This is a genomic window from Methylobacterium sp. J-077 (assembly GCF_022829365.1).
GTDB lineage: Bacteria > Pseudomonadota > Alphaproteobacteria > Rhizobiales > Beijerinckiaceae > Methylobacterium.
Map to the genome: position 1 here is coordinate 22358 of NZ_JAKSYJ010000074.1, position 26248 is coordinate 48605.

Annotated in this window: 36 protein-coding genes; 15 read left to right on the forward strand and 21 right to left on the reverse strand. The window is 68.0% G+C overall.

What is annotated here, in order from left to right:
* The first annotated feature begins 132 nt into the window (after window positions 1–132).
* The 4 genes from fabD to fabF all read left to right on the forward strand — a co-directional run bounded on the left by fabD (window position 133) and on the right by fabF (window position 3800).
* Window positions 133–1074, forward strand: a complete 942-nt coding sequence (fabD, locus tag MKL11_RS04700) for an ACP S-malonyltransferase (RefSeq protein ID WP_243940733.1) — start codon at window positions 133–135, stop codon at window positions 1072–1074.
* A gap of 17 nt (window positions 1075–1091) precedes the next feature.
* Complete coding sequence (gene fabG / locus MKL11_RS04705) at window positions 1092–1829, forward strand: 3-oxoacyl-[acyl-carrier-protein] reductase (RefSeq protein WP_243940735.1); 738 nt, start codon at window positions 1092–1094, stop codon at window positions 1827–1829.
* Between the two features lie 281 nt (window positions 1830–2110).
* A complete protein-coding gene (locus MKL11_RS04710; RefSeq protein WP_007559070.1) occupies window positions 2111–2350 on the forward strand; it encodes an acyl carrier protein in 240 nt (79 codons plus the stop codon).
* A gap of 187 nt (window positions 2351–2537) precedes the next feature.
* The gene (gene fabF / locus MKL11_RS04715) at window positions 2538–3800 is read left to right on the forward strand and encodes a beta-ketoacyl-ACP synthase II (RefSeq protein WP_243940737.1); all 1263 of its coding nucleotides are present in this window, start codon (window positions 2538–2540) and stop codon (window positions 3798–3800) included.
* Window positions 3801–3805: 5 nt separating this feature from the next.
* Here fabF and MKL11_RS04720 read toward each other — a convergent pair whose 3' ends face one another.
* The 6 genes from MKL11_RS04720 to MKL11_RS04745 all read right to left on the reverse strand — a co-directional run bounded on the left by MKL11_RS04720 (window position 3806) and on the right by MKL11_RS04745 (window position 9583).
* Window positions 3806–4312 carry a hypothetical protein gene (locus tag MKL11_RS04720; RefSeq protein ID WP_243940739.1) on the reverse strand — a complete coding sequence of 169 codons (507 nt, stop codon included), beginning with the start codon at window positions 4310–4312 and terminating at the stop codon, window positions 3806–3808.
* Window positions 4309–5544 (reverse strand): AAA family ATPase, encoded by a 1236-nt coding sequence (locus MKL11_RS04725; RefSeq protein ID WP_243940741.1) that lies wholly within the window; start codon window positions 5542–5544, stop codon window positions 4309–4311. The genes MKL11_RS04720 and MKL11_RS04725 overlap by 4 nt, the downstream gene beginning before the upstream one ends.
* A 117-nt stretch (window positions 5545–5661) precedes the next feature.
* Entirely contained in the window at window positions 5662–6375 is a 714-nt protein-coding gene (locus tag MKL11_RS04730; RefSeq protein WP_243940743.1) for a YidB family protein, read from the reverse strand.
* A gap of 321 nt (window positions 6376–6696) precedes the next feature.
* Window positions 6697–6864 carry a hypothetical protein gene (locus MKL11_RS04735; protein WP_243940745.1) on the reverse strand — a complete coding sequence of 56 codons (168 nt, stop codon included), beginning with the start codon at window positions 6862–6864 and terminating at the stop codon, window positions 6697–6699.
* A gap of 98 nt (window positions 6865–6962) precedes the next feature.
* A complete protein-coding gene (locus MKL11_RS04740; RefSeq protein ID WP_279600263.1) occupies window positions 6963–7229 on the reverse strand; it encodes a hypothetical protein in 267 nt (88 codons plus the stop codon).
* A gap of 371 nt (window positions 7230–7600) precedes the next feature.
* Window positions 7601–9583 (reverse strand): hypothetical protein, encoded by a 1983-nt coding sequence (locus tag MKL11_RS04745; protein ID WP_243940800.1) that lies wholly within the window; start codon window positions 9581–9583, stop codon window positions 7601–7603.
* Window positions 9584–9823: 240 nt separating this feature from the next.
* On the opposite strand from MKL11_RS04745, the gene MKL11_RS04750 reads away from it, so the two are divergent.
* On the forward strand, window positions 9824–11860 hold the full coding sequence (locus tag MKL11_RS04750) for a molybdopterin-dependent oxidoreductase (protein WP_243940749.1): 2037 nt from the start codon (window positions 9824–9826) through the stop codon (window positions 11858–11860).
* Window positions 11861–12029: 169 nt separating this feature from the next.
* Here MKL11_RS04750 and MKL11_RS04755 read toward each other — a convergent pair whose 3' ends face one another.
* On the reverse strand, window positions 12030–12758 hold the full coding sequence (locus tag MKL11_RS04755; protein ID WP_243940750.1) for a hypothetical protein: 729 nt from the start codon (window positions 12756–12758) through the stop codon (window positions 12030–12032).
* Between the two features lie 234 nt (window positions 12759–12992).
* Here MKL11_RS04755 and MKL11_RS04760 point away from each other — a divergent pair, with 234 nt between their 5' ends.
* Together MKL11_RS04760 and MKL11_RS04765 are read left to right on the forward strand one after the other, a co-directional pair.
* On the forward strand, window positions 12993–13250 hold the full coding sequence (locus MKL11_RS04760) for a hypothetical protein (protein ID WP_243940752.1): 258 nt from the start codon (window positions 12993–12995) through the stop codon (window positions 13248–13250).
* Between the two features lie 218 nt (window positions 13251–13468).
* Window positions 13469–13702: a hypothetical protein gene (locus MKL11_RS04765; protein ID WP_243940755.1), complete on the forward strand. Its 234-nt coding sequence runs from the start codon at window positions 13469–13471 to the stop codon at window positions 13700–13702.
* Between the two features lie 39 nt (window positions 13703–13741).
* Here MKL11_RS04765 and MKL11_RS04770 read toward each other — a convergent pair whose 3' ends face one another.
* Window positions 13742–13969, reverse strand: a complete 228-nt coding sequence (locus MKL11_RS04770; protein WP_243940757.1) for a hypothetical protein — start codon at window positions 13967–13969, stop codon at window positions 13742–13744.
* 485 nt (window positions 13970–14454) lie between these two features.
* On the opposite strand from MKL11_RS04770, the gene MKL11_RS04775 reads away from it, so the two are divergent.
* Entirely contained in the window at window positions 14455–14709 is a 255-nt protein-coding gene (locus MKL11_RS04775) for a hypothetical protein (RefSeq protein ID WP_243940759.1), read from the forward strand.
* 66 nt (window positions 14710–14775) lie between these two features.
* Here the strand turns inward: MKL11_RS04775 and MKL11_RS04780 are convergent, their stop codons facing one another.
* The 3 genes from MKL11_RS04780 to MKL11_RS04790 all read right to left on the reverse strand — a co-directional run bounded on the left by MKL11_RS04780 (window position 14776) and on the right by MKL11_RS04790 (window position 15862).
* Window positions 14776–15018 (reverse strand): hypothetical protein, encoded by a 243-nt coding sequence (locus tag MKL11_RS04780; RefSeq protein ID WP_243940802.1) that lies wholly within the window; start codon window positions 15016–15018, stop codon window positions 14776–14778.
* A gap of 62 nt (window positions 15019–15080) precedes the next feature.
* Window positions 15081–15557: a phasin gene (locus tag MKL11_RS04785; protein ID WP_243940761.1), complete on the reverse strand. Its 477-nt coding sequence runs from the start codon at window positions 15555–15557 to the stop codon at window positions 15081–15083.
* Between the two features lie 104 nt (window positions 15558–15661).
* A complete protein-coding gene (locus tag MKL11_RS04790; protein ID WP_243940763.1) occupies window positions 15662–15862 on the reverse strand; it encodes a hypothetical protein in 201 nt (66 codons plus the stop codon).
* Between the two features lie 111 nt (window positions 15863–15973).
* On the opposite strand from MKL11_RS04790, the gene MKL11_RS04795 reads away from it, so the two are divergent.
* A complete protein-coding gene (locus tag MKL11_RS04795; protein WP_279600265.1) occupies window positions 15974–16210 on the forward strand; it encodes a hypothetical protein in 237 nt (78 codons plus the stop codon).
* Window positions 16211–16243: 33 nt separating this feature from the next.
* Here the strand turns inward: MKL11_RS04795 and MKL11_RS04800 are convergent, their stop codons facing one another.
* The 3 genes from MKL11_RS04800 to MKL11_RS04810 all read right to left on the reverse strand — a co-directional run bounded on the left by MKL11_RS04800 (window position 16244) and on the right by MKL11_RS04810 (window position 17075).
* The gene (locus MKL11_RS04800) at window positions 16244–16549 is read right to left on the reverse strand and encodes a hypothetical protein (protein ID WP_243940767.1); all 306 of its coding nucleotides are present in this window, start codon (window positions 16547–16549) and stop codon (window positions 16244–16246) included.
* Window positions 16550–16623: 74 nt separating this feature from the next.
* Complete coding sequence (locus MKL11_RS04805; RefSeq protein WP_243940769.1) at window positions 16624–16872, reverse strand: hypothetical protein; 249 nt, start codon at window positions 16870–16872, stop codon at window positions 16624–16626.
* 20 nt (window positions 16873–16892) lie between these two features.
* Window positions 16893–17075, reverse strand: a complete 183-nt coding sequence (locus tag MKL11_RS04810) for a hypothetical protein (protein WP_243940771.1) — start codon at window positions 17073–17075, stop codon at window positions 16893–16895.
* Between the two features lie 173 nt (window positions 17076–17248).
* Here MKL11_RS04810 and MKL11_RS04815 point away from each other — a divergent pair, with 173 nt between their 5' ends.
* Window positions 17249–17638, forward strand: a complete 390-nt coding sequence (locus MKL11_RS04815) for a heme utilization protein (protein ID WP_243940772.1) — start codon at window positions 17249–17251, stop codon at window positions 17636–17638.
* 16 nt (window positions 17639–17654) lie between these two features.
* Here MKL11_RS04815 and MKL11_RS04820 read toward each other — a convergent pair whose 3' ends face one another.
* From MKL11_RS04820 to MKL11_RS04840, 5 genes are all read right to left on the reverse strand, one after another.
* Window positions 17655–17954: a PilZ domain-containing protein gene (locus tag MKL11_RS04820; RefSeq protein WP_243940774.1), complete on the reverse strand. Its 300-nt coding sequence runs from the start codon at window positions 17952–17954 to the stop codon at window positions 17655–17657.
* A gap of 149 nt (window positions 17955–18103) precedes the next feature.
* Window positions 18104–18286 carry a hypothetical protein gene (locus MKL11_RS04825; RefSeq protein ID WP_243940776.1) on the reverse strand — a complete coding sequence of 61 codons (183 nt, stop codon included), beginning with the start codon at window positions 18284–18286 and terminating at the stop codon, window positions 18104–18106.
* 259 nt (window positions 18287–18545) lie between these two features.
* Window positions 18546–18908: a hypothetical protein gene (locus MKL11_RS04830; RefSeq protein ID WP_243940778.1), complete on the reverse strand. Its 363-nt coding sequence runs from the start codon at window positions 18906–18908 to the stop codon at window positions 18546–18548.
* 215 nt (window positions 18909–19123) lie between these two features.
* On the reverse strand, window positions 19124–19399 hold the full coding sequence (locus MKL11_RS04835; protein WP_409565811.1) for a hypothetical protein: 276 nt from the start codon (window positions 19397–19399) through the stop codon (window positions 19124–19126).
* A gap of 276 nt (window positions 19400–19675) precedes the next feature.
* Window positions 19676–20143 (reverse strand): MucR family transcriptional regulator, encoded by a 468-nt coding sequence (locus MKL11_RS04840; protein WP_243940782.1) that lies wholly within the window; start codon window positions 20141–20143, stop codon window positions 19676–19678.
* A gap of 692 nt (window positions 20144–20835) precedes the next feature.
* Between MKL11_RS04840 and MKL11_RS04845 the strand changes: the two genes are divergently transcribed.
* The 5 genes from MKL11_RS04845 (at window position 20836) to MKL11_RS04865 (ending at window position 22500) form a co-directional block, all read left to right on the forward strand.
* The gene (locus tag MKL11_RS04845) at window positions 20836–21042 is read left to right on the forward strand and encodes a hypothetical protein (protein WP_007566117.1); all 207 of its coding nucleotides are present in this window, start codon (window positions 20836–20838) and stop codon (window positions 21040–21042) included.
* A 34-nt stretch (window positions 21043–21076) separates the two neighbouring features.
* Window positions 21077–21262, forward strand: coding sequence for a hypothetical protein (locus tag MKL11_RS04850; protein WP_243940784.1), 186 nt, complete (start codon window positions 21077–21079; stop codon window positions 21260–21262).
* Window positions 21263–21370: 108 nt separating this feature from the next.
* A complete protein-coding gene (locus tag MKL11_RS04855) occupies window positions 21371–21625 on the forward strand; it encodes a hypothetical protein (RefSeq protein WP_058194295.1) in 255 nt (84 codons plus the stop codon).
* Window positions 21626–21756: 131 nt separating this feature from the next.
* Window positions 21757–21990 carry a DUF6894 family protein gene (locus MKL11_RS04860; protein WP_243940786.1) on the forward strand — a complete coding sequence of 78 codons (234 nt, stop codon included), beginning with the start codon at window positions 21757–21759 and terminating at the stop codon, window positions 21988–21990.
* Between the two features lie 81 nt (window positions 21991–22071).
* The gene (locus MKL11_RS04865) at window positions 22072–22500 is read left to right on the forward strand and encodes a hypothetical protein (protein WP_243940788.1); all 429 of its coding nucleotides are present in this window, start codon (window positions 22072–22074) and stop codon (window positions 22498–22500) included.
* Between the two features lie 16 nt (window positions 22501–22516).
* Here MKL11_RS04865 and MKL11_RS04870 read toward each other — a convergent pair whose 3' ends face one another.
* Together MKL11_RS04870 and thrS are read right to left on the reverse strand one after the other, a co-directional pair.
* Window positions 22517–23524: a diguanylate cyclase domain-containing protein gene (locus tag MKL11_RS04870; RefSeq protein WP_243940790.1), complete on the reverse strand. Its 1008-nt coding sequence runs from the start codon at window positions 23522–23524 to the stop codon at window positions 22517–22519.
* Window positions 23525–23868: 344 nt separating this feature from the next.
* Window positions 23869–25896: a threonine--tRNA ligase gene (thrS, locus tag MKL11_RS04875; RefSeq protein WP_243940792.1), complete on the reverse strand. Its 2028-nt coding sequence runs from the start codon at window positions 25894–25896 to the stop codon at window positions 23869–23871.
* Between the last annotated feature and the right edge of the window lie 352 nt (window positions 25897–26248).

The window sequence follows — 26248 nt, forward strand, 5'->3', positions numbered from 1 at the left end:
CGCGGGCGCAGATTGTGCGACGCATTGTTGACACGGACTGCCTCGGGTGCGAGTGCGCGCCGCTTATTCCACGTGTTTCAGCCGGCAGGGGCGGCGTTCGCGCGCCGCACGGCGAGAGCGATCAGACGAGCCATGCGCGCACTCATCTTTCCCGGCCAGGGCAGCCAGGCGGTCGGCATGGCCAAGGCGCTCGCGGACGACTTCCCGCAGGCGAAGGCGGTGCTCGACGAGGTCGACGACGCCCTGTCCCAGGCGCTGTCGCGGCTGATGTTCGAGGGGCCGGTGGAGGAACTGACCCTCACCGCCAACGCCCAGCCGGCCCTGATGGCGGCGAGCCTCGCGGCCTTGCGCGTGCTGGAGGCCGAGCGCGGCCTCGACCTCGCCCGGGACGTCGCCTGCGTGGCCGGGCATTCGCTCGGCGAGTACGCGGCGCTCGCGGCCGCCGGCAGCCTGTCGATCGCGGACGCGGCCCGGCTGCTGCGCCTGCGCGGCGAGGCCATGCAGGCGGCGGTGGCCCCGGGCGTCGGCGCGATGGCGGCCCTGATCGGCACCGATGTCGAGGCGGCCCGCGGGATCGCCGAGGCGGCGGCGCTGGAATCCGACGGCGCGGTCTGCGACGTCGCCAACGACAACGGCGGCGGCCAGGTGGTGCTCTCCGGCGAGCGGGCGGCGGTGGAGCGCGCCGTCGGCATCGCCACGGAGCGCGGGGTCAAGCGCGCCGTGATGCTCAACGTCTCCGCGCCGTTCCACTGCCGGCTGATGTCCCCCGCCGCAGACGCGATGGCGGCGGCGCTCGCCGCGGTCGACCTGAAGGCGCCCCGGGTGACGCTCTACGCCAACGTCGCGGCGGCTCCGGTGGCGGAGCCGGCGGCGATCCGGGCGGCCCTGGTCGAGCAGGTCACCGGCACCGTGCGCTGGCGCGAGAGCGTCGCCGCCATGGCGCAGGCGGGGGTCGACCGGTTCTACGAGCTCGGCGCCGGCAAGGTGCTCACCGGCCTGGTCAAGCGCATCGCGCCCCAGGCGCGTGCCGCGGCGATCGGCACCCCCGCGGACGTGGCGGCCTTCACGCTCTGATATAAAGGGACTCCCGCATGTTCGATCTCACCGGCCGCAAAGCCCTCGTGACCGGCGCCACCGGCGGCCTCGGCCAGGCGATCGCCCGGGCGCTGCACGCCCAGGGCGCCACCGTGGCGCTCTCGGGCACGAGGCCGGCGGCGCTGGAGGCCCTGGCGGCGGAACTCGGCGAGCGCGCGAGCCCGGTGGCGGCCGACCTCGCCGACAAGGAGTCGGTGGAGGGCCTGGTGCCGGCGGCCGAGGCGGCGATCGGGCCGCTGGACATCCTGGTCAACAATGCCGGGATCACCCGGGACAACCTGTTCATGCGGATGAAGGACGACGAGTGGGAGCAGGTGCTCGCCGTCAACCTCACCGCCGCCTTCCGGCTGTCGCGCGCAGCCGTGAAGGGCATGATGCGCCGCCGCTCCGGGCGGATCGTCAATATCGGCTCGGTGGTCGGCGCGACCGGCAATCCCGGCCAGGGCAACTACGCCGCCGCCAAGGCCGGGCTGGTCGGGATGACCAAGGCGCTGGCCGCCGAGGTCGCCTCGCGCGGGATCACGGTCAACTGCATCGCGCCGGGCTTCATCAGCTCGCCGATGACCGACGCGCTCAACGACAAGCAGCGCGAGGGCATCCTGGCCCGGGTGCCGGCCGGGCGGCTGGGCGAGGGCGCGGAGGTCGCCGCCGCCTGCATCTACCTGTCGTCCGCGGAGGCCGCCTACGTCACCGGCCACACCCTGCACGTGAACGGCGGCATGGCGATGTTCTAGGCCCCGACAGAGGGTTCCGGCACGCGCGCGGCGCACCGATGAAGGGAATCTGAACGGCTCTCGCCAGGGCGGGAACCCTGTGCTACCACGCCCCGCAGCCGTACAGGGGGTTGACGGTTCAGCGGGTTTTCAGTCCAAGGCCCCCCGGCGGGGCCGTCCCGGTTCACCTCGAAACACGCGCGATCGAACACCGGCCCGTCAACAAGCCCGCAAGGGCACGGCGCGGCCACGGCACCACCCCGAGAAGACTGACAGACCAAAAGGACGAGGACGGAAGACCGATGAGCGATATCGCTGAGCGCGTGAAGAAGATCGTCGTCGAGCACCTGGGCGTCGAGCCCGAGAAGGTGGTCGAGAGCGCCAACTTCATCGACGACCTCGGTGCCGACAGCCTCGACACCGTCGAGCTGGTCATGGCCTTCGAGGAAGAATTCAACGTCGAGATCCCGGACGACGCCGCTGAGACCATCCAGACGGTCGGCGACGCGGTGAAGTTCCTGGAGAAGAACTCGGCCGCCTGAGGCGCCGGATTCGGTTTCACGCGGCGCGGGTGAGGCCTAGCAGCCCCCGCGCCGTTCTGCGTTTCGCGAGGCCGGTGGCACGGATCCGGCCGCGATCGGTTGTACGAGATGCGCTCCGGCCTCGAGCCGGCGTCGATGGCGGCGGGGGAGCGCTTCCCAAGACGGTTCTTGAGACGGGACAGGTAGCATGCGGCGGGTGGTGGTCACGGGTCTGGGGATGGTCACGCCGCTCGGCAGCGGGGTGCAGCACACCTGGAGCCGCCTGATCGCGGGCGACAGCGGCGCCGGCCCGATCCGCGGCTTCGAATCCGCCGACCTGCCCTGCCGGGTCGCCGCGCAGGTCCCGTTCGGCGACGGCACCGACGGCACCTTCAACCCCGACGCGGTGATGGAGCCCAAGGAGCAGCGCAAGGTCGATCCGTTCATCGTCTACGCGATGGCGGCGGCCGACGAGGCCCTGAACGACGCCGGCTGGCACCCCAAGAGCCACGAGGACCAGTGCGCCACCGGCGTGCTGATCGGCTCCGGCATCGGCGGCATCGGCGGCATCTACGACGCCTCGGTCACCCTCCACGAGAAGGGCCCGCGCCGGATCTCGCCGTTCTTCATCCCGGGCCGGATCATCAACCTCGCCTCCGGCCAGGTCTCGATCGCCCACGGCCTGAAAGGCCCGAACAACGCCGTGGTCACGGCCTGCTCCACCGGCGCCCACGCCATCGGCGACGCGAGCCGGCTGGTGGCGCTGGGCGACGCCGACGTGATGGTGGCGGGCGGGGCCGAATCGCCGGTCAACCGCCTGTCGATCGCCGGCTTCTCGGCCTGCCGGGCGCTGACCACCGGCTTCAACGACACCCCGGAGAAGGCCTCCCGCCCCTACGACCGCGACCGCGACGGCTTCCTCATGGGCGAGGGCGCCGGCATCGTCGTGCTCGAGGAATACGAGCACGCCAAGGCCCGCGGCGCCCGGATCTACGCCGAGGTGGTCGGCTACGGCCTCTCGGGCGACGCCTACCACATCACCTCCCCGTCCCCGGACGGCGACGGCGCCTTCCGGTGCATGAGCGCCGCGGTGAAGCGCGCCGGCATCTCCCCGGCCGAGATCGGCTACATCAACGCCCACGGCACCTCGACGCCCATGGGCGACGAGCTGGAGCTGAAGGCCGTGGAGCGTCTTTTGGGGGATGCCGCCGCCAACGCGACCATGTCCTCCACCAAGAGCTCGGTCGGCCACCTGCTCGGCGCCGCCGGCTCGGTCGAGGCGATCTTTTCGATCCTGGTCCTGCGCGACGGCGTGATCCCGCCGACGCTCAACCTCGACAACCCCTCCGTCCAGACCAAGATCGACCTCGTGCCGTTCGAGGCGAAGCGCAAGCTGGTGGACGTGGTGCTGTCGAACTCGTTTGGGTTTGGTGGGACGAATGCGAGTTTGGTGATGCGGCGGGTTGGTTAATAATTTTAGGTTTGTCTGCGAGGAACTCTCTTGGGTTTTTCAGGCACATAGCTAGATAAGTCCCGGTCCCCGGTTAATATTTGAACTTTCAGGCCCGCTCTCGAGTAATAATCCGCGACAAGTCGAATGGTATGATCTCCCATGCTCGATTTGCGGGCCGCTGCGGCAGGCCAGTTTTTTACTATATAATCAAGACTTTCTCCAGCCCACAACTGTCTTTGATCTTCAAAACTTGCCCATGGAGATGAGCCTTGTGCAGCATAGCTTAAGAGGTTGACCAAATCAGTTGCCCGTTCGAATCTATAGCTGGGACTATTCGCGATATGGTTGCCAGTTTCAATAATCGATGCGAGCGGAAGGACAAAAGTTACATTCGCATCTCTAAGTGCGTCGAGTTTTGTCTTAGCGCGATCTGGGTCAAAATATAGATTCCCCTCCCCGCACGTTTCTTTTCCAACTACACAAAGATAGCAGCACAAGAACGACGTATCTAAGACGGCGACAGTGTTCATGCGTTTGACACTGCCTCCTCAATTTTCCTTGAAGTGCTTATCGTTCCAACGGGCCCAATGGCGAGTAATTTCGCGATTCTAGGCACTTCATCAAGTGGCAGTAGTTTGCTATATCCGGTTCCTTCTTCGCGGAAAGCAACAGATATAAATGGGACAAAATCGGGCGTTAATGCATCCAGCAAAGCTGGGTTATGCGTTGTTATAATGACATCTACTTGTCTATCTGAGCCGACTTCGGTCAACATTCGAAGTAGCAGGTTCGCCCGTGACGGGTGCAGCCCATTATCGATCTCTTCAATAACTAGAAGGCTACCCTTCGGTCGTGTCAGTAGAGCTGTAAGAATTGAAAGAAAGCGTAAGGTTCCGTCGGACATGCCGCGGGCATCTACAGTTGTGATATCACCATCTCGCCATGACTCTTCGCAGTAAATCATAGCATCGCTCTGAAAGCGACCTACAGTTTCGGACCAAATTCTTGTAATGTCTTTCTCAGGTAGTTGGGTCATATAAAACTGAAGTTGTCCTTCAATTTCATCCCTTTTCTTAGATCCCAAAGCAGCAATCACGCCAGCTATATTCGAACCATCGGGCTGCAAACGTTCCGATAAAGGAACGAATTGTCTCATCTTTGATGGATATGGGTCAAGAATGAAAATGTTTCTGAGAGACGTGACTACTGACTTAACCGCAGTGTCAATCTCGCTTCTGAGCGTTAATCCAAATAATTGAGAGATAATGCTCTGACTGCGCCTTACCTCTTTTTTAGTTCCTGATTTTTCGTTATACAGCCTAGCTATTAGTGATGGATGATCGTCTGCAGCTTCGTCAGTCGAAAATAGAGTTACTGTATATTTGTTTAATTTTTGACGGGTGCGGTATTTGTACCTAAGTAGTTTTTCGCTTGCGATTTGTATCCTTGGGTCAATTTGGATGGTTATGCTATAAAGATATTCTGTGGTTTCGTCGTGAACCACCAAAGTTTCCAGTGTGAAGCGGTTATTTGGATGTCTAGCTGCCCATTCCGCGCCGCCCCGAATGGGCGAATTTATTGGGTCGCCGACAATTGCAGTCGAAACATCAATACTATTGGCCAATCTTGATAGCAGTTCGATTCCATCGAGGGCATTCGACTTGCCGCTTGAATTAGTACCAATTAAAATCGTAAGCGCATCAACAAACAAAGTCCCGTCAGCGTAGCTCTTCCAGTCTATAAATCGAAAATGTTTTATCACGAGCAATCTCAACCGAGCTTGGGTGCTATGGAGGGGCCATCGAAATTACGCTCTTCCAAGAAAATTATCTTGCTTCCGTGAACCCAAAAATTCAACCTACATCTTCATAAAATACACTTACCATTTTTCTCTCTCCTCCGCCCCCGGTACCCGCCCCTGCGGCGTGAGCGCGTGCACCACCTCCGGCAGCGCCTGGGCGAGCTGCGACAGCAGCGCCTCGCGGTCCATGCCGGTCTGGCTCTGGAGGGTGTCGAGGGTATCGGGGCCGAGGGCCTGGGCGAGCTGGGCCGGGGCCACCGGGCGGTTGCTGCCGTGGCCGATCCAGGACTCGATCACGTCGCCGAGCCCCCCCTGGCGGAAGCGGTCGACCAGGCCGTCGAGGCCGCCGAGATCCCCCTGTCCCGGATCGCCCTGAGGCTCCGGGGCGGTGCGGCGCGCGGTGGGGCCGGACTCGCCCGGGCCGTCGAGCATGCCGGACAGGTCCGAAAAATCGCCGGGCGGCAGGGACGGGTCGGAGGGGCTGGTCTCCCGGCGCTGGCCGGCCTGGTCCCAGCCGCCGATGTCGCCCGGGTCGCCGCGCCCCCCGGCATCGGCCGGGTGCTGGCCGGGATCGCGCCCGTAGGGGCCGGCGCCGCCGGACCGGTCGGCCTCGGGCCCCGGCTCACCCCGGCCCCCGCCCCCGAAAATGTCCCCGAAACCGCCGCCGGCGCCCTTGGCGAGCAGCAGCATCAGCAGGGCCTTCACCAGGGGCGACATCCCGGCGGATCCCGGCTTCTGGCCGCCGAACACCTGACCGAGCACGCCGCCGATCGCCGATTCGAGCAAACCCATAAGCGTCCCTCCGGGGCGGGATCCGCCCGGCCTGACAACGGCGGGTATGGGATAGGGGTTGCAGGAGGGGGCATTGAAGGGTGCGGGGTGGAGCGCATGGCGCGCGTGCATCCCCTACCCCTCTCCGGGCTACGATGGTCCCGCATCGTCTGCGGCGTGGCGCGACGTGCCCCCCTCTCCCGCACGGGAGAGGGGGCGCGTCGAGCCTCGCTCAACGCGTTGTGTGAACATCGTAGCCCGCACGGGAGCGGGGACCCGCGTTTCACCTCCGCTCGTGTTGCCCTGCCCGATCTGTGACCCGCCGGCCTCCCCCGCCGATCCTCAGCGGGCCAGCGAGGCCTGCGCGGTGCCGGCGGTCGGCTCCGCCAGCGGGACCGTGGCGGCGGAGAGCGCCAGGGCGGCCAGGAACAGGCCGGTGGCGGCGGCGCCGGCCCGGGGGCGCGGCAGGCGGAGGGCGTAGCGGCGGGCGGAGCGCGTCAGGGCCGGCATCGGATCGCCTCTTCTGGTTGTAGGCCGCTCGGGCCATTCTCGCAGAAGCAACGCCGCCGGGGGGCGGACCGGTTCCCGTCCGATCTGGGGATGACGCGTCAGGGACGGGCGACCCGGTGGCGCGCCAGGGCGCCGAGGGCGCAGCCCGCGAGATAGGGCGGCAGGAGCAGGCCGGCGCCCTCCAGCCACAGGCCGGGCAGGCCGGGCACGATCCCCGCCAGGGCGATCCCCGCCAGCAGCACCGCCAGCCCGCACAGGGCCAGCGGCGCGGTCGGCCGGGCCGGCCAGCCCGCCAGGGCCCCGACCAAAAGGCCGAGCGCCGCCGCCCCGGCGAGCCCGGGCCAGAATCCGGCAAGCAGCAGCATCACGGCCGTCCGGCCTCCCCGGCGCCGATGGGATATCGCCCTGCCCTCCAGGCCCGCGTCCCGAGGTGCGGGCGTTGAACGCCGCCGCGGGTTTTCCTCTCCACCGGGTGGGGAGGGGCCAGGGGTGGCGGTGGTGCAGGATCGAGAGAAACGGTGCCTCCTGCACCACCCCCGCCTGCACGGCCTCCCCACACGCTCGAGCGATCCCGGGCAGGCCCGGGATCGCCAGGGGAGGAGCGCGCGTCGCGCTTCGGGGACGACGATGGGTGACCATCGGGGCGACGCGCAGGGCGGATCGGGGTCTGTGTCGGTCTCATACGGGTTCCGTTTGCTTCATAGGCGCAAACCCGCGCGGGCGCGCGGCCCGGGCGTCACGGCAGCAGGGCGAGGATGACGGGGCCGGCCGGCGCGTCCGGCCCGGCGCTGAGCTGGTCCGGCCGCACCCCGGCCTGGAGCAGATACTCGATCACGGCCTGCCCGCGCAGCCGCGGCAGGTCGAGGGGCGGGTCGTCGGCGGCCTCCTTGGGCTTGTTTTCGGTCTTTGGGGTGGGGGGCGTCTTGGAGCCGGCGCGCTTCGCGGCTGCGGGCTCGGCCTTCTTCGGGGCCGCGTGGGTCTCGGGCTCCGGATGCGCCTTCGGGGCCGGCTTCGGGGCCGAGCCGGGGGCGGCGGGCGCCTCCGGCCGGGCGGTGCTCGCCATCCGTGTCGGGGCCGCCTCGGCGGTCGGGGCGCCCTCCCCGGCCGCCGGCTTCGCCTTGGCCGGGTCGGCGGGGGCCGAGACCGCGAGGCGCAAGGTCGGGCAGGCCTTGGCCAGGGCCGCCAGGGCGTCGAGGACGGGGTAGAAGGCCGGCGTCAGGGTCGCGCCGCCGGCCGGGAAGCGCAGGGACGCCCCGGCGATGGCGGCGGCGGCCTCGGCCCGGCAGGCGGCCGGGTCGCGGGTCTCGGCGGGCTGGCGCGCGGAGATCGTGGCCTGCCCGGTCCAGCCGGGAGGCAGCGCCTCGGCCAGCCGCTCCGGCGTCCGGGCGGCGGCCTCGCGGTAGAGGCTCTCGCCGGTGAGCGTCAGCGCCCGGTCCGACACCGAAACCTCCCCGGCCGCGAGATTCGCCACCAGGGGGGCGGCTGCGGCGAGCGCCGTGCCGAGATCCGGCGGGGCGCCGTCGGCGAGCCGCGTGCGGTCCACCACCGGCTCGCGGAACAGGCGCGGGCGCAGGGCGGCGAGCACCCGCTCCCGGGTCGCGTCGTCCGGCAGGTGGCCGGTCAGCGTGACCGAATCCGGGGTCCGGCGGATCGCCACTCGGTAGGGCGAGAGCGGCCGGGCCGCCAGCGTCACCGGGCCGGGCTTCACCCCGGCGGGCCGGCCCTCGCGCATCAGAGCGGCGGCGTCGGGGATGGCCTGGGCGTCGATGGCGTCGCCGGTGACCGACACGGCGTCATCGGAAAAGCTGACGGTGCCGGATTGGATCAGCTCGGCGAGCTTGAACGCGAAGGCGATCAGGGCTTTGGGGTCGATCGCCGGGTCGAGCCCCCGGGCGGTGAGCAGCCGGTCCTGCACAATGCCGCCGGGCACCGCGTCGCCGGCGGCGCGCAGGGCCGCCTCCCGGTCGGCCGCGGAGGGCGCGTAGCCGTCGAGCAGAATCCCCCGGGCGGATTTCTGCACCGCGAACCGGTACTGCGCCACCGCCGGCGGCAGGATCTCGATCCGCCCGACGCTGAACCCGGTGGGCGGGTCCGACAGGGCGGCCCGCAGCGCCTCGTAGGCCGGCACGTCCAGGGCCTCGCCGGACAGGCTGAGCACCGTGTCGCTCAACGCCGCCCGGCCGCCCTTGGCCAGCCCCGACAGCCGCGCCGCCAGGAAGGCCGCGGCGCTGGCGAAATCGGGGGGCGCGCCCCGCGCCGCCCGGGCGCTGTCGTCGAGATGGGTGCCCGGCGCCAGCGCCCCGGTGATCCGCGCCTCCAGGGCCCGCCGGCCGATCTCCGCCGGGCGGCTGCCCTCCAGCGCCACCCGGGCCGTGCCGGTGCGGATCGCCGCCCACAGGAACGGCGCCGCCGTCTCCACCAGCCCGACCTCCGAGACGATCCGCCGGGGCCCCTCCAGCGCGGCGAGCTTGCCCAGCACGGTCTCGCGCTCGCCGACATCGGGCGCCTCGCCCGCCGCCACGAGATCCCGCCCCCGCGCCTCCAGCCGCAGCCAGGGCTCGCCGGTGGCCGTGGCGGTGCCCGACGCGACGCGCGCGCCCGCCGCCTCGATCCGGTCGGCGATCTGCGGGGCGGCGTAGAGGGTCGCGCTCGCCCAGATCAGCGCGAGCGCGGGCAGGCCGGCGAGCCAGCCGGCGCGGCGCAAGCCTTGAGCGAACACTTCGGGCAAAGGTGCAATCGTCGGTTAAAGCGGGTCCGGGCCGCGAGACCATACCGCCAATCCGGCAGGATGAAGGCCAATTCTTCGACGGATCGGCTCCGAATTCTTCGCGGGATCACCGAACCGGGGCCCGGCTGCCGCCGCAATCCGCGCGGTTTCCGCGCGGGTTTCGCCGCAAAAATGCACGGCGCTTGCATCATCCCCGCACCCACCGCGAGACACCGCCACGGAGTTCGTCGCTTGGCCCGGACCGTCTGCCCGCACGATTGCCCCTCCGCCTGCAGCCTGGACGTGCAGGTGGCCGACGGCCGCGTCGTCTCGGTCAAGGGCGGCGACAACCCCTACACCGCCGGCGTGATCTGCGCGAAGGTCAGCCGCTACGGCGAGCGGGTCCACCATCCGGACCGGATTCTCCAGCCGCTGGAACGGGTTGGCCCGAAGGGCGGCGTCCAGTGGCGCCCGATCTCCTGGGACGCCGCCCTCGATCGCCTGGCCGGCGCCTTCGCGGAAACCGCCGAGCGCCACGGTCCGGAGGCGGTCTGGCCCTACAACTCCGGCGGCACGATGGGCCTCGTCCAGCGCGACGGCATCCACCGGTTGACCCACGTGATGGGCTATTCCCGCCGCAAGCGAACGATCTGCACCGCCATCGCCACCGCCGGCTGGAGCGCCGGGATCGGCCGCATCGCCGGGCCGGACCCGCGGGAAATGGCGCTTTCCGACCTGATCGTGGTCTGGGGTGGCAACCCGGTGAGCACCCAGGTCAACGCGATGAGCCACATCAGCCGGGCCCGCAAGACGCGCGGCGCCAAGCTGGTGGTGATCGATCCCTACCGCACCGGCACCGCGGCGGCGGCCGACCTCCACCTCGCCCCCCGGCCCGGCACCGACGGGGCACTGGCCTGCGCGGTGCTCCACGTGCTGTTCCGAGACGGCTATGCGGATCGGACCTATCTGGCGGCCCATGCCGAGGATACGGCGGCCCTGGAGGCGCATCTCGCTACCCGAACCCCCACATGGGCGGCGGCGATCACCGGCCTCTCGGTCGCGGAGATCGAGGCCTTCGCGGTGCTCTACGGGGCGACGCCGCGCAGCTACATCCGCTGCGGCTTCGGCTTCACCCGGACGCACAACGGCGCGGTCAACCTCCACGCGGTGACCTGCCTGCCGACCGTGACCGGTGCCTGGCAGCACGAAGGCGGCGGCGCCCTCTGGCAGAACGCCGCGATCTTCAACTGGGACAAGACCTTGACCGAAGGCCTCGACGCCAAGGCCCCGGGCGTGCGCGAACTCGACATGAGCCGGATCGGGGCGATCCTCGCCGACGATCCGGAGGCCCTGCAGGGCGGCCCGCCGGTGCGGGCGATGCTGATCCAGTCGGCGAACCCTGCCGCCTCAGCCCCGGACAGCAACCGCGTCCGCGCCGGCCTGCTGCGGCCGGACGTGTTCGTGGCCGTGCACGAGCAGTTCATGACCGAGACCGCGGCGCTCGCCGACCTCGTGCTGCCGGCCACCACTTTCCTGGAGCACGACGACATCTACGGGGCCGGCGGCCACAGCCACATCCAGTCGGGGCTGGCGCTGCTGGAACCGTTGGGGGAGTGCCGCTCCAACCACGACCTGATCGCCGCCCTGGCCGGCCGGCTCGGAGCCGTGCATGCGGGGTTCGCCTTGAGCGCCCGGGATCTCGCCGACACCACCCTGGCCCGCTCCGGCTGGGGCGGCTTCGACAGGCTGGAGCAGGAGCGCTGGATCGACGCGCAGCCGGGCTTCTCCGAGAGCCACTTCCTCACCGGCTTCGGCCATCCGGACGGGCGCTTCCGGTTCAGCCCGGACTGGGCGTCGCTCGGGCCCCGCGCCGCCGGCATGCCGGCCCTGCCGGACCATTGGGCTGTGTCGGAGCCGGCGGATGCCGAGCGGCCGTTCCGGATGGTGGCGCCGCCGGCGCGCCAGTTCCTCAACACCACGTTCACCAACAGCCCGGAATCGATCCGGCGCGAGGGACGCCCGACCTGCCTGATCCATCCGCATGACGGCGCCCGGCTCGGGATCGCCACCGGGGACGCGGTGGAAATCGGCAATACCCGCGGGCGGGTCCGGCTGCACGCGCGCCTCGCCGAAGGGCAGCCGCCGGGGATCGTCGTGGTCGAGAGCCTGTGGCCGGCCGCCTCCTTCTCGGGCGGCCGCGGCATCAACGCGCTGATCGGCGACTCGCCGGCCGCCCCCAACGATGGCGCTACGTTCCACGACACCGCGGTCTGGGTAAGGGCTGCCTGATTTTGGATCCGCCTTGGCAAAGAGGCGGGATCCTAAAGGGCTCAGCCCTCTGGCGGGGTATCGGGGGGAGCCCCGATGAAGCAGGCCGGTGCCCGGCACCCGCCAAAGGTCGAAGACCATTTGAATCCAGAGTTTTTCAGAGATCGGTCAATGACGGAACCAGCCTGAATCAATGCGGTTGGCCGTGGATACACTCTTTGGTGGAAGCCACAGTCATGCGGGTCATCCTCGCCGCCGTCCTGCTGCTCCCGTTCGCCCCATCGGCCTGGGCGCAGAGCCTGTCCGCCACCGCGACTGCGCCGTCTGCGGCCGCGCTGGAACCTGTGACGGCGATCGCCAATCCGGGCCAGCTCAGCCTTGGCGGCGGATCCACCACCGGCCCGTTTCCCACCCTCTCGGCCCAGGGCGGCGGCTTGGTGAATGCCGGCCAGCTGAGCTTCGGCGGCGGAAGCTCCGGAAGCGGCAGCATCGCGCCGCCGACTTCTGCGAGCGCCAGCACCGGCCAGATCGGCCTGACGGGATCCGGGACGACCGGCGGCGCCGGCATCACCGGAACGACTTCCAATTCGACCGGGACCGGTAGCACGATCGGAGCGACGGGGACGCGCAACGGCTTCAACACCTCTTCCAGCTCGGCGATCGGCTCGATCTCGGGCAGTGCCTTCTCGTCATTTGGCACGGGCGCGACCAGCAGCGGCTCGGCTATCGCCACGAGCCTGAACACGAATGCGAACTCGGCTTCGTCGGTGGCATCTTTCGGCGCGGGCAGTTTCGGCAGCGGCGCGGGGATCGGCGCCAGTTCCACCGGCTTGACCGTCAATTCGACCACGTCCGTAACGTCCACCGGGGGCGGTTCGGTCGGCAGCGCCGGGATCGCGGGCGGCGCGACCGCGACCACGGGCCGGGAACTGGATGCGACCCGTAGCACGGCCGGTGGCAGCGGTGGAGCGGTCGGGGGCGCCGGCATCGCAGCCGGGACCGCTCAGACCGATACGGCCTGCACCGGCCCGCTTGCGGTGGCCTGCTTCGGCGGGGCGAACACCTTCTGACCGGGCCGCGATCGGGGGGCGGAACCCTGCGGAAGCGCTGCCGTTCCTCTGATCCGGCGTCGCGGCCGGGACAGGAGGCGACGATGCAGAAAGCCATGGGACTGGGCCGTGTTTCGCTTGCGGTTGTTCTCGTTGTGAGTGTGTCGAGCGCGGTGCTCGCTCGCGATACGGGTTCCACGGTCCCGAGCACCAAAGGCCGCACAGGGAGCCTTCACAGCATTGGATTCAACGCGCCGCAATATAGTTCGGATATCCGTACCGGCAAGGACCAGCCCTATACGTGGCCGGTCGGCGACCGTTATCATCCCGTATCCAAGCCGTTCTACGGCCGGTCCTATTGAAGCTCTCGTCACCGAAGTCGGTACTGGTTCCGCGTCAGCGCTCGCGGCAGTCTGAAATCCACCCCGCCAGCGCGTGATCCTGCGCCGGCCGTCGTCGAACGAGGATCTGCGGAGAGCGTTTTATGCCGGTGCGGTGTCGGCTGATCCTCGTCGCTCTGGTCTGCGCGCCTTTGCCGGCGCGGGCGGGGGAGTTCGCGTCTACCGCGCCGACACAGGGAATGGTGATGCCTCTCCCCGATCCCGGCATGGCCAACAGCGCCCCCAGCGCGGCTCCGCCGCCCGACGCGGCCACGCCCGCGCCGCCACCACCCCTGGTCGCCGATCCGGTCGGCGGCCGGCGGCGGTTTCCGGTCCTCGGCAGCGGTTTTCCATCGACGGAGGGTCGGCTTCCGAACCAGCGCACTGGCCCGCGTCGGGAGCACGTGGTGCACGACATCTGTATCGGCTGCTGAGCCGGTCGTGCCCGGATCGTAACGCTTCGACAGCTCAGATCACTGCAAGGCGCGCGATTGGGTATTCGCGCGGATCCAGCGCGGCGAGAGCACATCGCCCGCCTCAGTAATGATCCAGGGCTGCGCATCCTCGGCTTCTATCGCCGCGGCGGCAGCTGCGAGCGCTTCGCGCAGGGTTGCAAACGGCCGTCCCTCCGCAGATCGCCCGAGCGAACGGCTCGGCCACACGGTCAACTCGGCACGCTTGTCGAGATCGGCGGGCGTCATGGTCGCGCTCCAAAAATTGGACGACTTGACTCTGTCTAACCAACCTATGTGACGTGCAGCTGGCGATCCTGTTGCCGATTCGTGTCGTGACGATCAAAACCTGTGACACGGCTTCACATCGTCGATCCTCGGACCGTCTGCAGCGCTCGGGGCAGTCCATCTTCAGACGGCGATTCGACCGACGGAGCTGCAAGCCGGTCTGACTCAGACGTGGCGTCGCTTTCCGATCCGTCAAAGCAAAATTAAATCTTGCCCGATCTCAAATTATATTTGAGATTTCCTCAGATGAATTTTAGTTCATTTGTCTGTACCGCATAGCATAGTTTGTGAAGAAACCTGTTTTTCCCTTTGGCGGCGCGGCGAGACCTGCAAAACCATGCCGATAGGGTGTTATGTTGCAATGCGCAATGAACATGCCGCACCGCACAAATCCATGGTCTCATGCACTCAGCGATTGCATTCTGCGATCGAACCGGAGTCGCACAATGCGCACGATCCTTATCCTCGCGTCGGCGGCGCTCACCTCAGCCGCCATCGTCACCGGTCCCGCCGCCGCGGATGACCGCCTGAATCTTACGCCGCCGCTGTATCGGGAACAGGCCCGCGCCGCCACGCAGGCCCGCCCGGTCGGCGACCTGACCACCACGCCCCAGCCGGTCTTGAGCGCCCGCACCAGCACAAGGCCGGTGGCGACCGTCGAGCGTCCGATCGTCCAGGCCTCCGCCGACTCGACCCGCTGAGCGCATCATGGCCGCGTCACGAGGCTTCAACTCGCCGGACCGATATCTCCCCCGGCGGGGTGCGGGTCAGACGATGTGTAGTTCCTGAGCGGCGATGCTCGGTAACACGCCGCGCTGGATCAGGCGACGGGTCCGAGCCTGCTGTCCCAGCTCGGCTCTGACGGCGGCACTCGTCGACCGATAGCTCTCGAAGCACAGCTCCAGCCAGGCGTATTGAACTGCGACCGCGAGTAGGGCGGCGTTCTCCGCCTGGCGGATGCTCAGCCCGAAGGCCTCGTCCGCCAGACGGCCAACCTCGCCGTAGATCATCGGCAACTCCACATCCTAGATGGCCGGCAACCCCAGGGGCCGGCGGCCTTGCGCGTGCGGTCCTAGTGCGACGCCTGCTCGGCGGCGTGTTGCGTCTGCTGGACGGCGTCCTGCCCCTGCTTGACCGCCTTCTGCGTGTCCTCGACGCCCTGCTGCACCGCCGAGCGGGCCCGCTCCGCGCCCTGTTGCAGCGCCCCCTGGGCGAGGCCGCCGAGTTCCTTGGCCTGAGCCTGGATGGCGAAGAAGCGCTCGCGCACATATTCGGCCTGAAGCTGCAGCGCTTCCGGAAACGAGCGCGCCGTCGCGAGCTTCTGCGCCAGGTCGAAGGCGGCGCGGACGTTCTGCTCGGTATGATCGAGGCTACGGGTGTAGATGTCTTGCGCGTTGGTCCGGGCCAGCTCGGTGGAGCCGTGGACCGTATCGGCGGCGCGCCGCGCGGAGCCGATAAAGCTTCCGAACGCCTTGCGGGCCTGCTCGACGCTGGTTTCGGCCAGATCGCGCAGCTGCGGAGGAACCTCGAAGCTCGGAGTGTTCGCCATGACTGATCTCCTGTCAGCCGCATGTCCGGCCGCGGCCGCACTTGTTGTGCATCGCACAAGCGGCAAGGTCCAGAGATCCGCGGGGACCGGACGACGAGATTCTGTCAGATCTCGGTCTCGCGCCTGACGATCGCGTCCTCGCCGCTCCCCTTCTGCGACAGACCGACCTCCGGCGCGTCGTCCGGGATCGGCAGCGGCTGGTTGGACGCGTCCGCCTCGCTCTCTACGGGCGCGATTTCCGGATCCGGATCGACCCGATTCGACGTCCGATCCGGAACGGTCGCGGGTTTGCGCGAATCAGTCATCCGAAGCTTTCCTGTTTCGAGTCCCGGATCCGATATCCAGGACGAAGCGCTCAGCAACGCACACGCCCCACGGATCCTGCAGATCATCCATCGCCGTGTGGCCGGGATCGCATGCGCCGCGCTATATGCGGGCGGAAGAACGAGGAGGGTGTCGTGTTCACCGTTAAGGGGATCGATCCGTCCGGGCGCGTCATGACCTTCGCGTGCGGGACCGACGAGCAGGCTATGGAGAAGACCTGGGAACTCGTCCGGCGCGGGTTCCGGGAGATCATGGTCGCCGATCCCAAGGGTAAGGAGATGTCCGCGGCCGCCTTCGAGCGGTCCCTGGACATCGATTGGGGGGAGTGAGCCGCAGCGTACTCGATCCCCCAAAAGGTCGCTCTAGCGGTTGCCGAGCGCCGGGCCGCCCGCGGTGCCGCCGGTCCCGGGCGGTCCGCTCGTCGGGGTGCCGCCGATATTGACCCCCGGCGTGGTGCCCGGGACGGAGGAGTTGCTGGGATTGGCCGTCGTGCCCGTGGTGATCTGGGCATTCGGGCCGCTGCCCACCGTTCCGCCCCCGACGCCGCCGCTGGTCGGCGGGGCGGTCACGCCGGTATTGCCGGCGCCATCGGTCGTCACCTGCGCGGCAGCCGGGCCGGCCAACAGGAGGGCCAGAGCGCCCGAGAGCCGCATCGTCGTGCGTGTCATGGATCCGTCCGTTGCTTGGGGTCGGACGGCAACGGGTGCGGGCCGGCGAAGTTCACATCGCGCGGCGCAGCGTTTCAATGCAACTCGTAGCAGTTCGTGATCACCCGCGGGTTGCGCGTCACGTCGTACAGGATCGAGCACTGGACGAGGTATCGGGTATCCTTCCTCCGAAATAGGATCAGCGAGGACCGATTATCGAATGTGCCGGTATAGCCGGCGATTTCCCAGCCGTCGGCGCTGAGCCGTTCGACTGTGAGGGGCTCGGCGGCGGCCGCGCCCAGGACCGCCCCGAGACACGCGGCAAGGCTTAAGCACCAGCGCATCGGGGTACCCCACGCGGCCTTCACAGGCCCGGCACGTCGTCGATATCCGGCGCGGGTTCCCGGTCCGGCGGGGCGGGATCGTCCTCCGGCGCGGGCGGGAGCCGGGGCGGCGGCATCTCGCCGGTATTCGGCGGCATCGGCAGGCCCTGCGGCAGGTCGGAGACGGGCATGTCGTCGGCCCTGGGCGATCTGGGATCGGGCATGGCGTGTCCCTGGCGTCGATATCGCAACCTGCAAATGGGCAGATCCGGCACGGACAGAACGGTCGTCGCGCTCGAAGGTGCCCGCTCTCGATCGGCCGCGGCAACCGTTTCGATGGCTCCGAGGTTCTGTCACCACGTGGTCACCTCTGGCTGCGCAAGCCGGAGAACTGCACGTGAGCCGTGTCCTCGTCCCGATCCTGACCGCGACCTTGATCGTCGGCGTCCTGTCTCCGGCCTTCGCGATGACTCGCAAGGTCAAAGTGCCGAACCGGTACGACGGCGCCTGGACCATCGTGGCGACCACATCCGAAGGGCCCTGTGCGGCGCAGACCAGCTACCAAGTCCAGATCAAGGATAGCGACGCCTCGATCCCCGGGGACGAGGTTGACATCGACGGTGGCGTGACGGCGAGCGGCAGCGTCCAGGCCACGATCACCAGCGGCTCGAACACCGTGCCGATCGCCGGCAGCCTCGACACCCAGGGCGCCGGCAGCGGCACATGGCGGACGACCGGCAGCCCGATCACGTGCAGCGGGCGGTGGAACGCCCGCCGTTCGGGCTGAGCGGCGTCAAGCCGCTTCAGACCGGCGCCGGCACGCGGCGCAGGCTCGGGCGGCCCGACCGGCCGATCTCCGGCTCGTTCGTTGCCGCCCCGATCTCCTCCGCCTTGCGCCACACCACCCGGCAGATGAGGATCTCATTGCTCGAATCGATGTTGAGAACGAACCGGTCCGGCAAGATCTCGGCCTCCGGCAGGGCGATGCGGACGCCGCCCAGCGAGCGATTGTAGACAATGCACGGCAGGCTGCGATGCTCGTCGATCGAAATACTGCCGGTTTCGTTCAGGAACGTGCGCGGAGCGCTCCGTCGGTCAAGCATCGCTGCCTCGTGAACTTTGAGGCGCGCAGGATCGGTGACCCACGTTCAGAACAGGTTTTGGAAACGCGTCGGATTGTCTGCATCCATGCATGAATGCTGGCGCGCGGCGCGGCATTCATGCATGGATTGAAGGTGTCGGCGCAGCCGCGCTACCCGGTGACCACTCCGACCAGCGTCGCGAGAAAGCCGAGCGCCACGGCACCGATCCCGCTCATGAACATCACGTCCCAGCCGGCGAAGTCGTTCGACCGGGGGGCCCGGGCGAAGGCGAAGATCGTGAGCGCGGCGCCAAACACGACGAGGGCGATGGCAATGGTGATCGGTGTGGACATGGCGTGATCCTCCGACGCCGGTCTCCTGGCCCTTCGGGCTCTTGTCCGGACGATCGCAGCCGGCGTGATCTGCTTTCGCTCGTCCGTTCTCGAAACATGACAGACGATCGGAGAGCGAACAAGCTGATAATCTGTTCTGCACTGCAGAACCGGAAGGGGCCTCACCTTCAACATCTCACTTTTGCGGATGCTTTTGTCTGGGGACGGTCCCGGGGCGCCGAAGAGTGGCGCCGCGTCGGCCGGGCGGGGCCACAGCGAGTCAGTCGACGAACACCCGGACGCCGTCCGTGTTGAGGATGTCCCGCTGATCGGCGCACCATTGGTCCGCCCCGACTTCCGCGATCGTCCTGGCGACGCGCTGGCCCTCCTCCGCGATGGCTGCCTCGGCCTGCCGACGGCCGACAGCCGCCTCAAGCGCTCTGCGGACGGTCCGCGATAGGCTCTCTGACACCGCGTCATCGACAGTGTAGAGCTTGCGGCAATACAGGACGATGCCGGCCTGGGCGCCGACGATCCGCGCCAGGCCGTCGATCGTCTCGGCCCGCTTCTCGTCCTGCGCCGCTGTCGGGCCGGACGAGAGGGTCGACGCGGCTAGCGCGGCGGCGAGCAAGGCGCGTCTCATGGTCAGGCTTTCCTCTGCGGGCTGGAGCCGGATTCGCGTGTGGGCGCTGGTCCGTGACGCAGAGATAGGGCCGTCCATCGTGGATGCCGCCTCGGCGAGGGCTTCCGCGAAGCGACATCAGATCGCGGCGCTGCCGGGCTTTGCGCTGTCAGCGCATCACGGCCTTTCGGAGCCGGCGATTTCCGTCCTGCGTCACGCGTGGAGGCGCTTTTCGGTCACTTCCGGGCCGACATCATGTCGTGCGTGAGCACGGTCAGCTTGCCGATCAGGCTGGAGATGTCGGCGCCCTTGCACGACCATTGCGTGCCGATCGCCTCGCCATCCGCCGAGACCGAGACGACGGCCACCGAGCGCAACCGTCCTTCACGGGCGAGGGCCAGCTGGTCCTGCAGCACCGCGATCACCGATGCGGTGTCTTCATCGGCCACGGTCGGGGCGATATGCGCCGGGAACGCCACGACGGAGTTCGGCTTCGCCTGCTCACGCTTCATCATGTTTCGACCCCGCACCTGTCACTCTTGGGATCCGGCGTGGGCATCAGCTTTGTGCAGAGTGTGGCAGCTTGTCCGTGTCGGGCCACGTCGCGGATCGGTGTGGCCGTGGGGCAACGATTGTCGGCAGGACCAGACGATCCGCCCGGGTGGCTCGGAAACAGCGGATACGGCACGCGGTCGACGGATGATGCAACCGGAGGGCGCGCGCGCCGGTCCGACCGTGATCGGGACGAGACCTCGGCGGCCCCTCCCGCTGGAGGCGTCGGGATCCGATCAGGCGGCCTTCCGGCCCTTGCGCTCGCGATCGGCCATGGCACCGGGCTGACCGAGACCGATCGCCTTGGCGAGGGCGGAGCGCTGCTCGGCGTAGCTCGGGGCGACCATCGGGTAGTCGGCCGGCAGGCCGTAGCGCTCGCGGTAGCTCTGCGGGCTAAGACCGTTTGCGGTCAGATGCCGCTTGAGCGTCTTGTAGGTCTTGCCGTCGATGAAGCTGACGATCCCGTCCTGCTGGACCGACTTGCGGATCTGGGCCGAGCTCGGCTTGTCGACGGACACGGACGTGTCCGCACCGGCCGCGGCGGTGCCCGTCCCGGCGGCCAGGCCGGCGATCGCACCGTGCACCCGGGCGATCAGGGCTGGCAGCTCGGCAGCCGGAACCGGGTTGTTCGACACGTAGGCGGCGACGACATCACCCGCCAGACCGATGAGATCAGGTGTGTGCACGATGGTTTCTTCTGTCACTTCATGGTTCCCGATGTGCCCCTCACGTGCGATTTGCTACTTCTCGCATCCGAATGCAAGTTACAAAACCATATGACGCGGTGCATCACCGTCATGATCGCTGTGCATGCTCGCATCCCTGGGTAGGAACTTCTGGCACAACCGTCAGGTGAACTATCCTGGCGGTGTCGAGGTTTCGACAATCCTTGCGCCAGTGTTTCTAGGCCGCGGCCAATCGTTCGTCACATCTCGGATTCCGCGGGTTGCTAGCGCAACCCGGATTCGGCCTGTTCAGTCGGCGCTTCGAGCCGGTGTCAGCGACGCCGAGCGGAGCATCGCATGTTTTAGAGTTCCGCATGTCGTTTTTCTTGGCATAATTCGACCCTTGTCTGATAGAAGACAGTTGTCGGAATGCGGCGGGCTCTCGGAATTGTTCTCCCGTCATTGCGCGAAGCAGGTCGGATATCGAAACTAGACTGCCAGCTCCGGCGCCGCGGCCGAGCCTGGTACGGTATGCTCAGCCCGATGCGGTGATTGAGAGCCGCCGCTGTAGCAAAGCGTTGATCCGGCAGCCGATCCGCATCCTTCACGCACCCAAATTGACACCGTGCGTGTTCGGATCACCTTGTGTTATCAACTCATGGGTGAATAGTCTTCGCGGTTGCAGCCGCTCCTGCGGTGACGCGCGTGCGCAGCCGTGGCATTGCGCGATTATGCTCCTGCTCGCTCTCCTCCTCGCCCTTCTGGTCGTCCTGGCCGTCATGATCATCACGCGTCGCTGGACCGGCCGGCTGGCCTCGCTCGCTACCTTGATCGCCGGGGCGATCATGGCCCTGTGGCTGGCCCAGGTCGGGCTGCTGCCGGGCTCGACCGGCCCGCTGACGCCCGACCGGCCCCGCGTTCCGGGGCTCGACCGGTAACGTGCCGGTAACTGTCTCGGCGCGAGCATGGGGCATGCCCACGCTGTCCGCCCCGCGCCTGCTTACCTTCCTGGTCTCGGCCGTGCTCATCGGTCTGGCCGTCGCCAGCCTCTACATGCGCATCCCCGTGGTCGGACGGAGTGTGGTGGCGCATCGGCAATGGTTCTTTATCGGCGCCTACGCGCTGCTGGCGCTCGGAGTCACGACCCGCAGCCTGTGACGGGTCCAGTCTCCGGCCCTTGCGACAGGACCCGCATTCCAGGCGCCCACCGCCGATTCGGTCGTCATCACTCTATCGCAACCGCACTGCGTGCTTCAAAGGTAGCCGATGGCGATGAAGACGACATTCGTGGTGCAGCCGTTCGAGCTGCATCGGAAGCGGCTGAGGCCGGCCCGGCAGGAGCCCGCCCAGAGCGAGTTCGGTGCCCTCAAGAAGGCTGAGGCGCTGGCCGCCCGCATGCCGGGCGCGGCGGCCCTGAAGGTGGTCGCAGACGACGAGACCGGCGAACTCGAAGGCGTGACCATCCTGGGCCAATTCGGCGAGGTACCGGAGGACTTCGCCGAGAGCCTTCAGGGCGGTTGACGCGCATCACCGCGGCCCGGATTGGCAGAGGGATACGACCACGACGAAATGCATCGCTCGCCCTCTGGACACTACGTAGAAACAACGTAGCACGATGCTGGTGAGCAGCTGCATGCCCAGAGCCAATATCCGTGCCGCGATATTTTATCGATCTCCACGATGGTGCGAACCTGGTTCGCGACCAGAAAGGTTTCGATCTGCCCGATCTCGCCGCCGCGCAGGCGCAGGCCGTCCGCATGATGACCCGGATCGCCCAGGGGCTCTCGGACCCGCAGGTGCGGCAGGATTACGTGATCGCCGTCCGGGACGAGCAGGGCTCCGTCCGCCTGCGGCTGCGCCTGTCCTACGATGTCGAACCGGACTGAAAGCCGGTGTCGTCGGATCGCTACGGAAGCGGCCCGGCAATGCGTTGAGGTCGCGCCGGTTCGCTCAAGCGAGGAGACTGCATGAGACGCTCAACGATCGCGACCGGTTCGATCCTGGCGGCGTTCGTCTTTCTGGCTGGCGCTGTGTGGCCAGGGATGGCGCAAACGACGCCGCCGCCGCAGGCGGGCTCGGCCACCGCGACGCCGGACAACGCCATCCTGCTCACGGTCTTCCTGCGGCACGACCAGTCGCGCCCGCTGGCCGAGCTGAACGCGCAGCTCGCCAGGCAGGGCTTCTACAAGGCGTTCCCGCCGGCGGGCATCGAGGTCGTCTCCTGGAACGTCGTCATGGGCATCGGGCAGATCGTCACCCTGCGGCTGCCCGCCGCCCGGCTGCGGGAGATCAACCGCGTCCTGGAGGACACCGCCTGGGGCGCCTACCGGACCGAGTTCTACCCGACCTACGATTACAAGGCCGTCGGTCTGGCGGAGCACGACAAGGCCCGCTGAGCCGGACCGCCTTCCCTCATAGGATCGCTTCGGCGGCCGGTGCGAAGCCCGGGCGGAGCGCGTCGCTCCACAGGCAGGGATGGCCGAGCCGCTTAGCCTGGTACATCGCCGCGTCGGCCCGCTCGACGAGGGTCCGTGCCTGGGAGGCGTGATGCGGCGCGCAGGCGATGCCGATGGCGGCTCCGACGAGGACCGGCCGCCCGGCGCCGACATCGTAGGGTTCGGTGAGCCGCCGGTGGAGGCGATGCGCCAAGTCCAGCACGGTCGAGGGCGTAGCCTCGGCAAGCAGCAGGGCGAACTCGTCGCCGCCGAGGCGTGCGGCGGTATCTCGGTCGCCGAGGCCCTCCTGGAGCCGCTCGGCCGTCTGCCGCAGCAGCGCGTCGCCGGCGGCGTGACCGTAGAGGTCGTTCACCGGCTTGAAGCCATCGAGGTCAATGCACAGCAGGGCGCAGCCCCGGCCGTCCGGCTCGGCCGTGGCCCGGTCGAGCCGGGCCTCGAACAGGTAGCGGTTGGGCAGGCCGGTGAGCGGGTCGTGGTGGGCCATATGGCGCAGCAGCGCCTCCGCCTGCCGGCGCTCGGTCACGTCCTCGTAGAGGGCGACCCAGCCGCCGTCCGTCTGCGGCTGCAGCGTCAGGGCGATCTGGCGGCTGTCCGAGAGCGTCTGCAGCACGGTCACGGGATCGCGCCGGGCCAGGAGCCGCCGGCGCTCCACCCAGATCTGTGCCGGGTCCCGCTCGGCCTTGAGGCCCCGGGCGGCGTTGAGCGCGATCAGGGTACGGGCGTGAAGGCCCGGCCGCGGCTGGCCGGCCGGCTGGCCGAAGATGCGCCGGTAGCCGTCATTGGCAAACAGCAGGCAGTCGCCGGCATCGAACAGGCACAAGCCGTGCGGCAGGCTGTCGAGGGCCCGGACGATCCGGGCTCCAAGCCGGCGGTCCCGACGGAATCCGTAGCCCCGGGGAACGACGATCGGCTCCCGCTCGCGGCGCTCCAGCCGCGCCGAACCCCTGCCCGCTCGCGCCGTCATGGCGACCCCCTTCAAGCGCCCGGCAGGATCCGGGCTCCCGCCAGATGGCCGGACGCCTCGCCGAAGACTGCTTCCGGGGCGTCATAGAATGGGATTCCTTTCGCCTACCTTGACGAAACCGCCTTTCGCCTGAAAGCACGCGACAATCTCGTCAATCCCTCTGCCGGGCGCGGGCATTCTTATCGGTCGCTGATCAGGATCGGTCACCTAGAGTTGCCGGATCCGGCATCACAAGCCCGTGCCGGCTCAACTAATCCCCCGCCGCCGGTCGCCACGGGGATTTGCGAAGACTTATTTTCGCGCCGATTTGTCTTGTCGGGATGCCGATCGTCCATCCCGAAAGTTCACGGCGTCTCGTGCACGCCGTGATGTCCGTCGAGGACGGTGTCGCTGGTCGGGACCGTGTCGGCCACGGCCTCCGCCCGGCGGCGATCCGGGGCGGTCGCCTCGTCGACGAAGGCCGCCACCGCCTCCGCGAGCGGCAGCGTCCGGGTCTGCTGGCTGCCGAGTCGGCGGATTGAGACCGTGCGTTCCTCGGCCTCGCGCTTGCCCAGCGCCAGCAGCACCGGCACCTTGGCGAGCGAGTGCTCCCGGACCTTGTAGTTGATCTTCTCGTTGCGCAGATCCGCCTCGACCCGCAGGCCGGCGCGATCCAGGGCGCGGATCACCTCATGGGCGTAGGCATCGGCCTCGCCGGTGATCGTGGCCACCACAACCTGGACCGGGGACAGCCAGAGCGGGAAATGCCCCGCGAAATGCTCGATCAGGATGCCGGTAAAGCGCTCCATCGAGCCGCAGATCGCCCGGTGCACCATCACGGGCGGCTTCCGGGCGCCGTCGGCGTCGATGTAGAAGGCGCCGAACCGCTCGGGCAGGTTGAAGTCCACCTGCGTGGTGCCGCATTGCCAGTCGCGGCCGATGGCGTCGCGGAGCACATACTCGAATTTGGGCCCGTAGAACGCGCCCTCCCCCGGGTTGACCTCCGTGCGGATGCGCCCGGCCGATTGCGCTTCGATCTGCGCGAGCACCCGGGTCATCACGTCCTCGGCATGGTCCCAGAGCGCGTCCGAGCCGACGCGCTTCTCCGGCCGCGTCGAGAGCTTCACGACGATCTGGTCGAAGCCGAAATCCGCATAGGTCGAGAGGATCAGGTCGTTGATCTTGAGGCACTCGTCGGCGAGCTGGTCCTCGGTGCAGAAGACGTGTGCGTCGTCCTGGGTGAAGCCGCGCACGCGCATCAGCCCATGCATGGCGCCCGACGGCTCGTAGCGGTGGACCACGCCGAACTCGGCGAGCCGCAGGGGCAGGTCGCGGTAGGATTTCAATCCGTGCTTGAAGATCTGCACGTGGCCCGGGCAGTTCATCGGCTTGAGCGCGAACCAGCGCTTGTCCTCGGCCTCCTCGCCTGCCGATTGCGCGGCGAACATGTTCTCCCGGTACCAGCCCCAGTGGCCGGAGGTCTCCCACAGGGACTTGTCGAGGATCTGCGGGGCGTTGACCTCGGCGTAGTCGCCGCGCAGGCGCCGGCGCATGTAGGCGATCAGCTCCTGGAAGATCGTCCAGCCCTTGGCGTGCCAGAAGACGACGCCCGGCCCCTCCTCCTGGAAGTGGAACAGGTCCATCTCACGGCCGAGCCGGCGGTGGTCTCGGCGCTCGGCCTCCTCCAGGCGGTGCAGATAGCCGTCGAGATCGGCCTGGGCGGCCCAGGCCGTGCCGTAGATGCGGGTCAGCATCGGGTTGTTCGAATCACCCCGCCAATAGGCGCCCGCGACCTTCATCAGCTTGAAGGCGGTGCCGACCTTGGCCGTCGAGGTCATGTGCGGACCACGGCAGAGGTCGAACCAGTCGCCCTGTCGGTAGATCTTCAGATCCTCGCCGGGGGGAATGGCGTCGACCAGCTCGACCTTGAACTTTTCCTGCTTGCCCTCGAACAGCGCGCGCACGTCGTCGCGCGTCCAGATTTCTTTCGTAAAGGGCGCATCGCGCGCAATGATCTCGCGCATCTTCGCCTCGATCTTCGGAAAGTCCTCCGGTGTGAACGGGCTTTCGCGATAGAAATCGTAATAGAAGCCGTTCTCGATCACCGGGCCGATCGTCACCTGCGTCTCCGGCCACAGCGACTGCACGGCTTCGGCGAGCACGTGCGCGCAATCGTGGCGGATCAACTCCAGGGCGCGCGGGTCGGTGCGGTCGAGGAACTCGATTCGGGCATCGCGCGCAATCGGATCGTCGAGGTCGGCGACCGTGCCGTCGAGCGCCATGGCGACGGTGCGCTTGGCCAGCGATTTGGCGATGCCCTCGACCACGCTGCGGCCGGTGGTGCCGGCGGCGACCTCCCGCGTATCGCCGTTGGGGAAGGTGAGAATCGGCATGGTTCAGGTTCTCCAGGCTCAGTCCTGCATACGCGGCAGGTAAGCGTCGTCAGGTCGGCGTGTTCGGGGAGCGGCCGTGTAGCCCGATTTCTCTTCTTTGGCGAGGGAACGGCGCATGGCGCGGGCTCCCTGATCGACCCTGTTCTCGGGCGACGGCCGGATCTGTTGGCTTTCCAGGCTTGAGGATCGGGGCGGTCGCCAAGTTCCTCGTCCGCACCCGGACACGCGTCAACGTCCCCACCCGCCAATGGCGCCGGGGGCATGGCCCAAGAGATCCAACCACGAGGGACGCGGGACGCCGCGGGGACCCTGGTGTCGGCCAACTACGCGCGGGGTCCGATCCCCGCGGCGA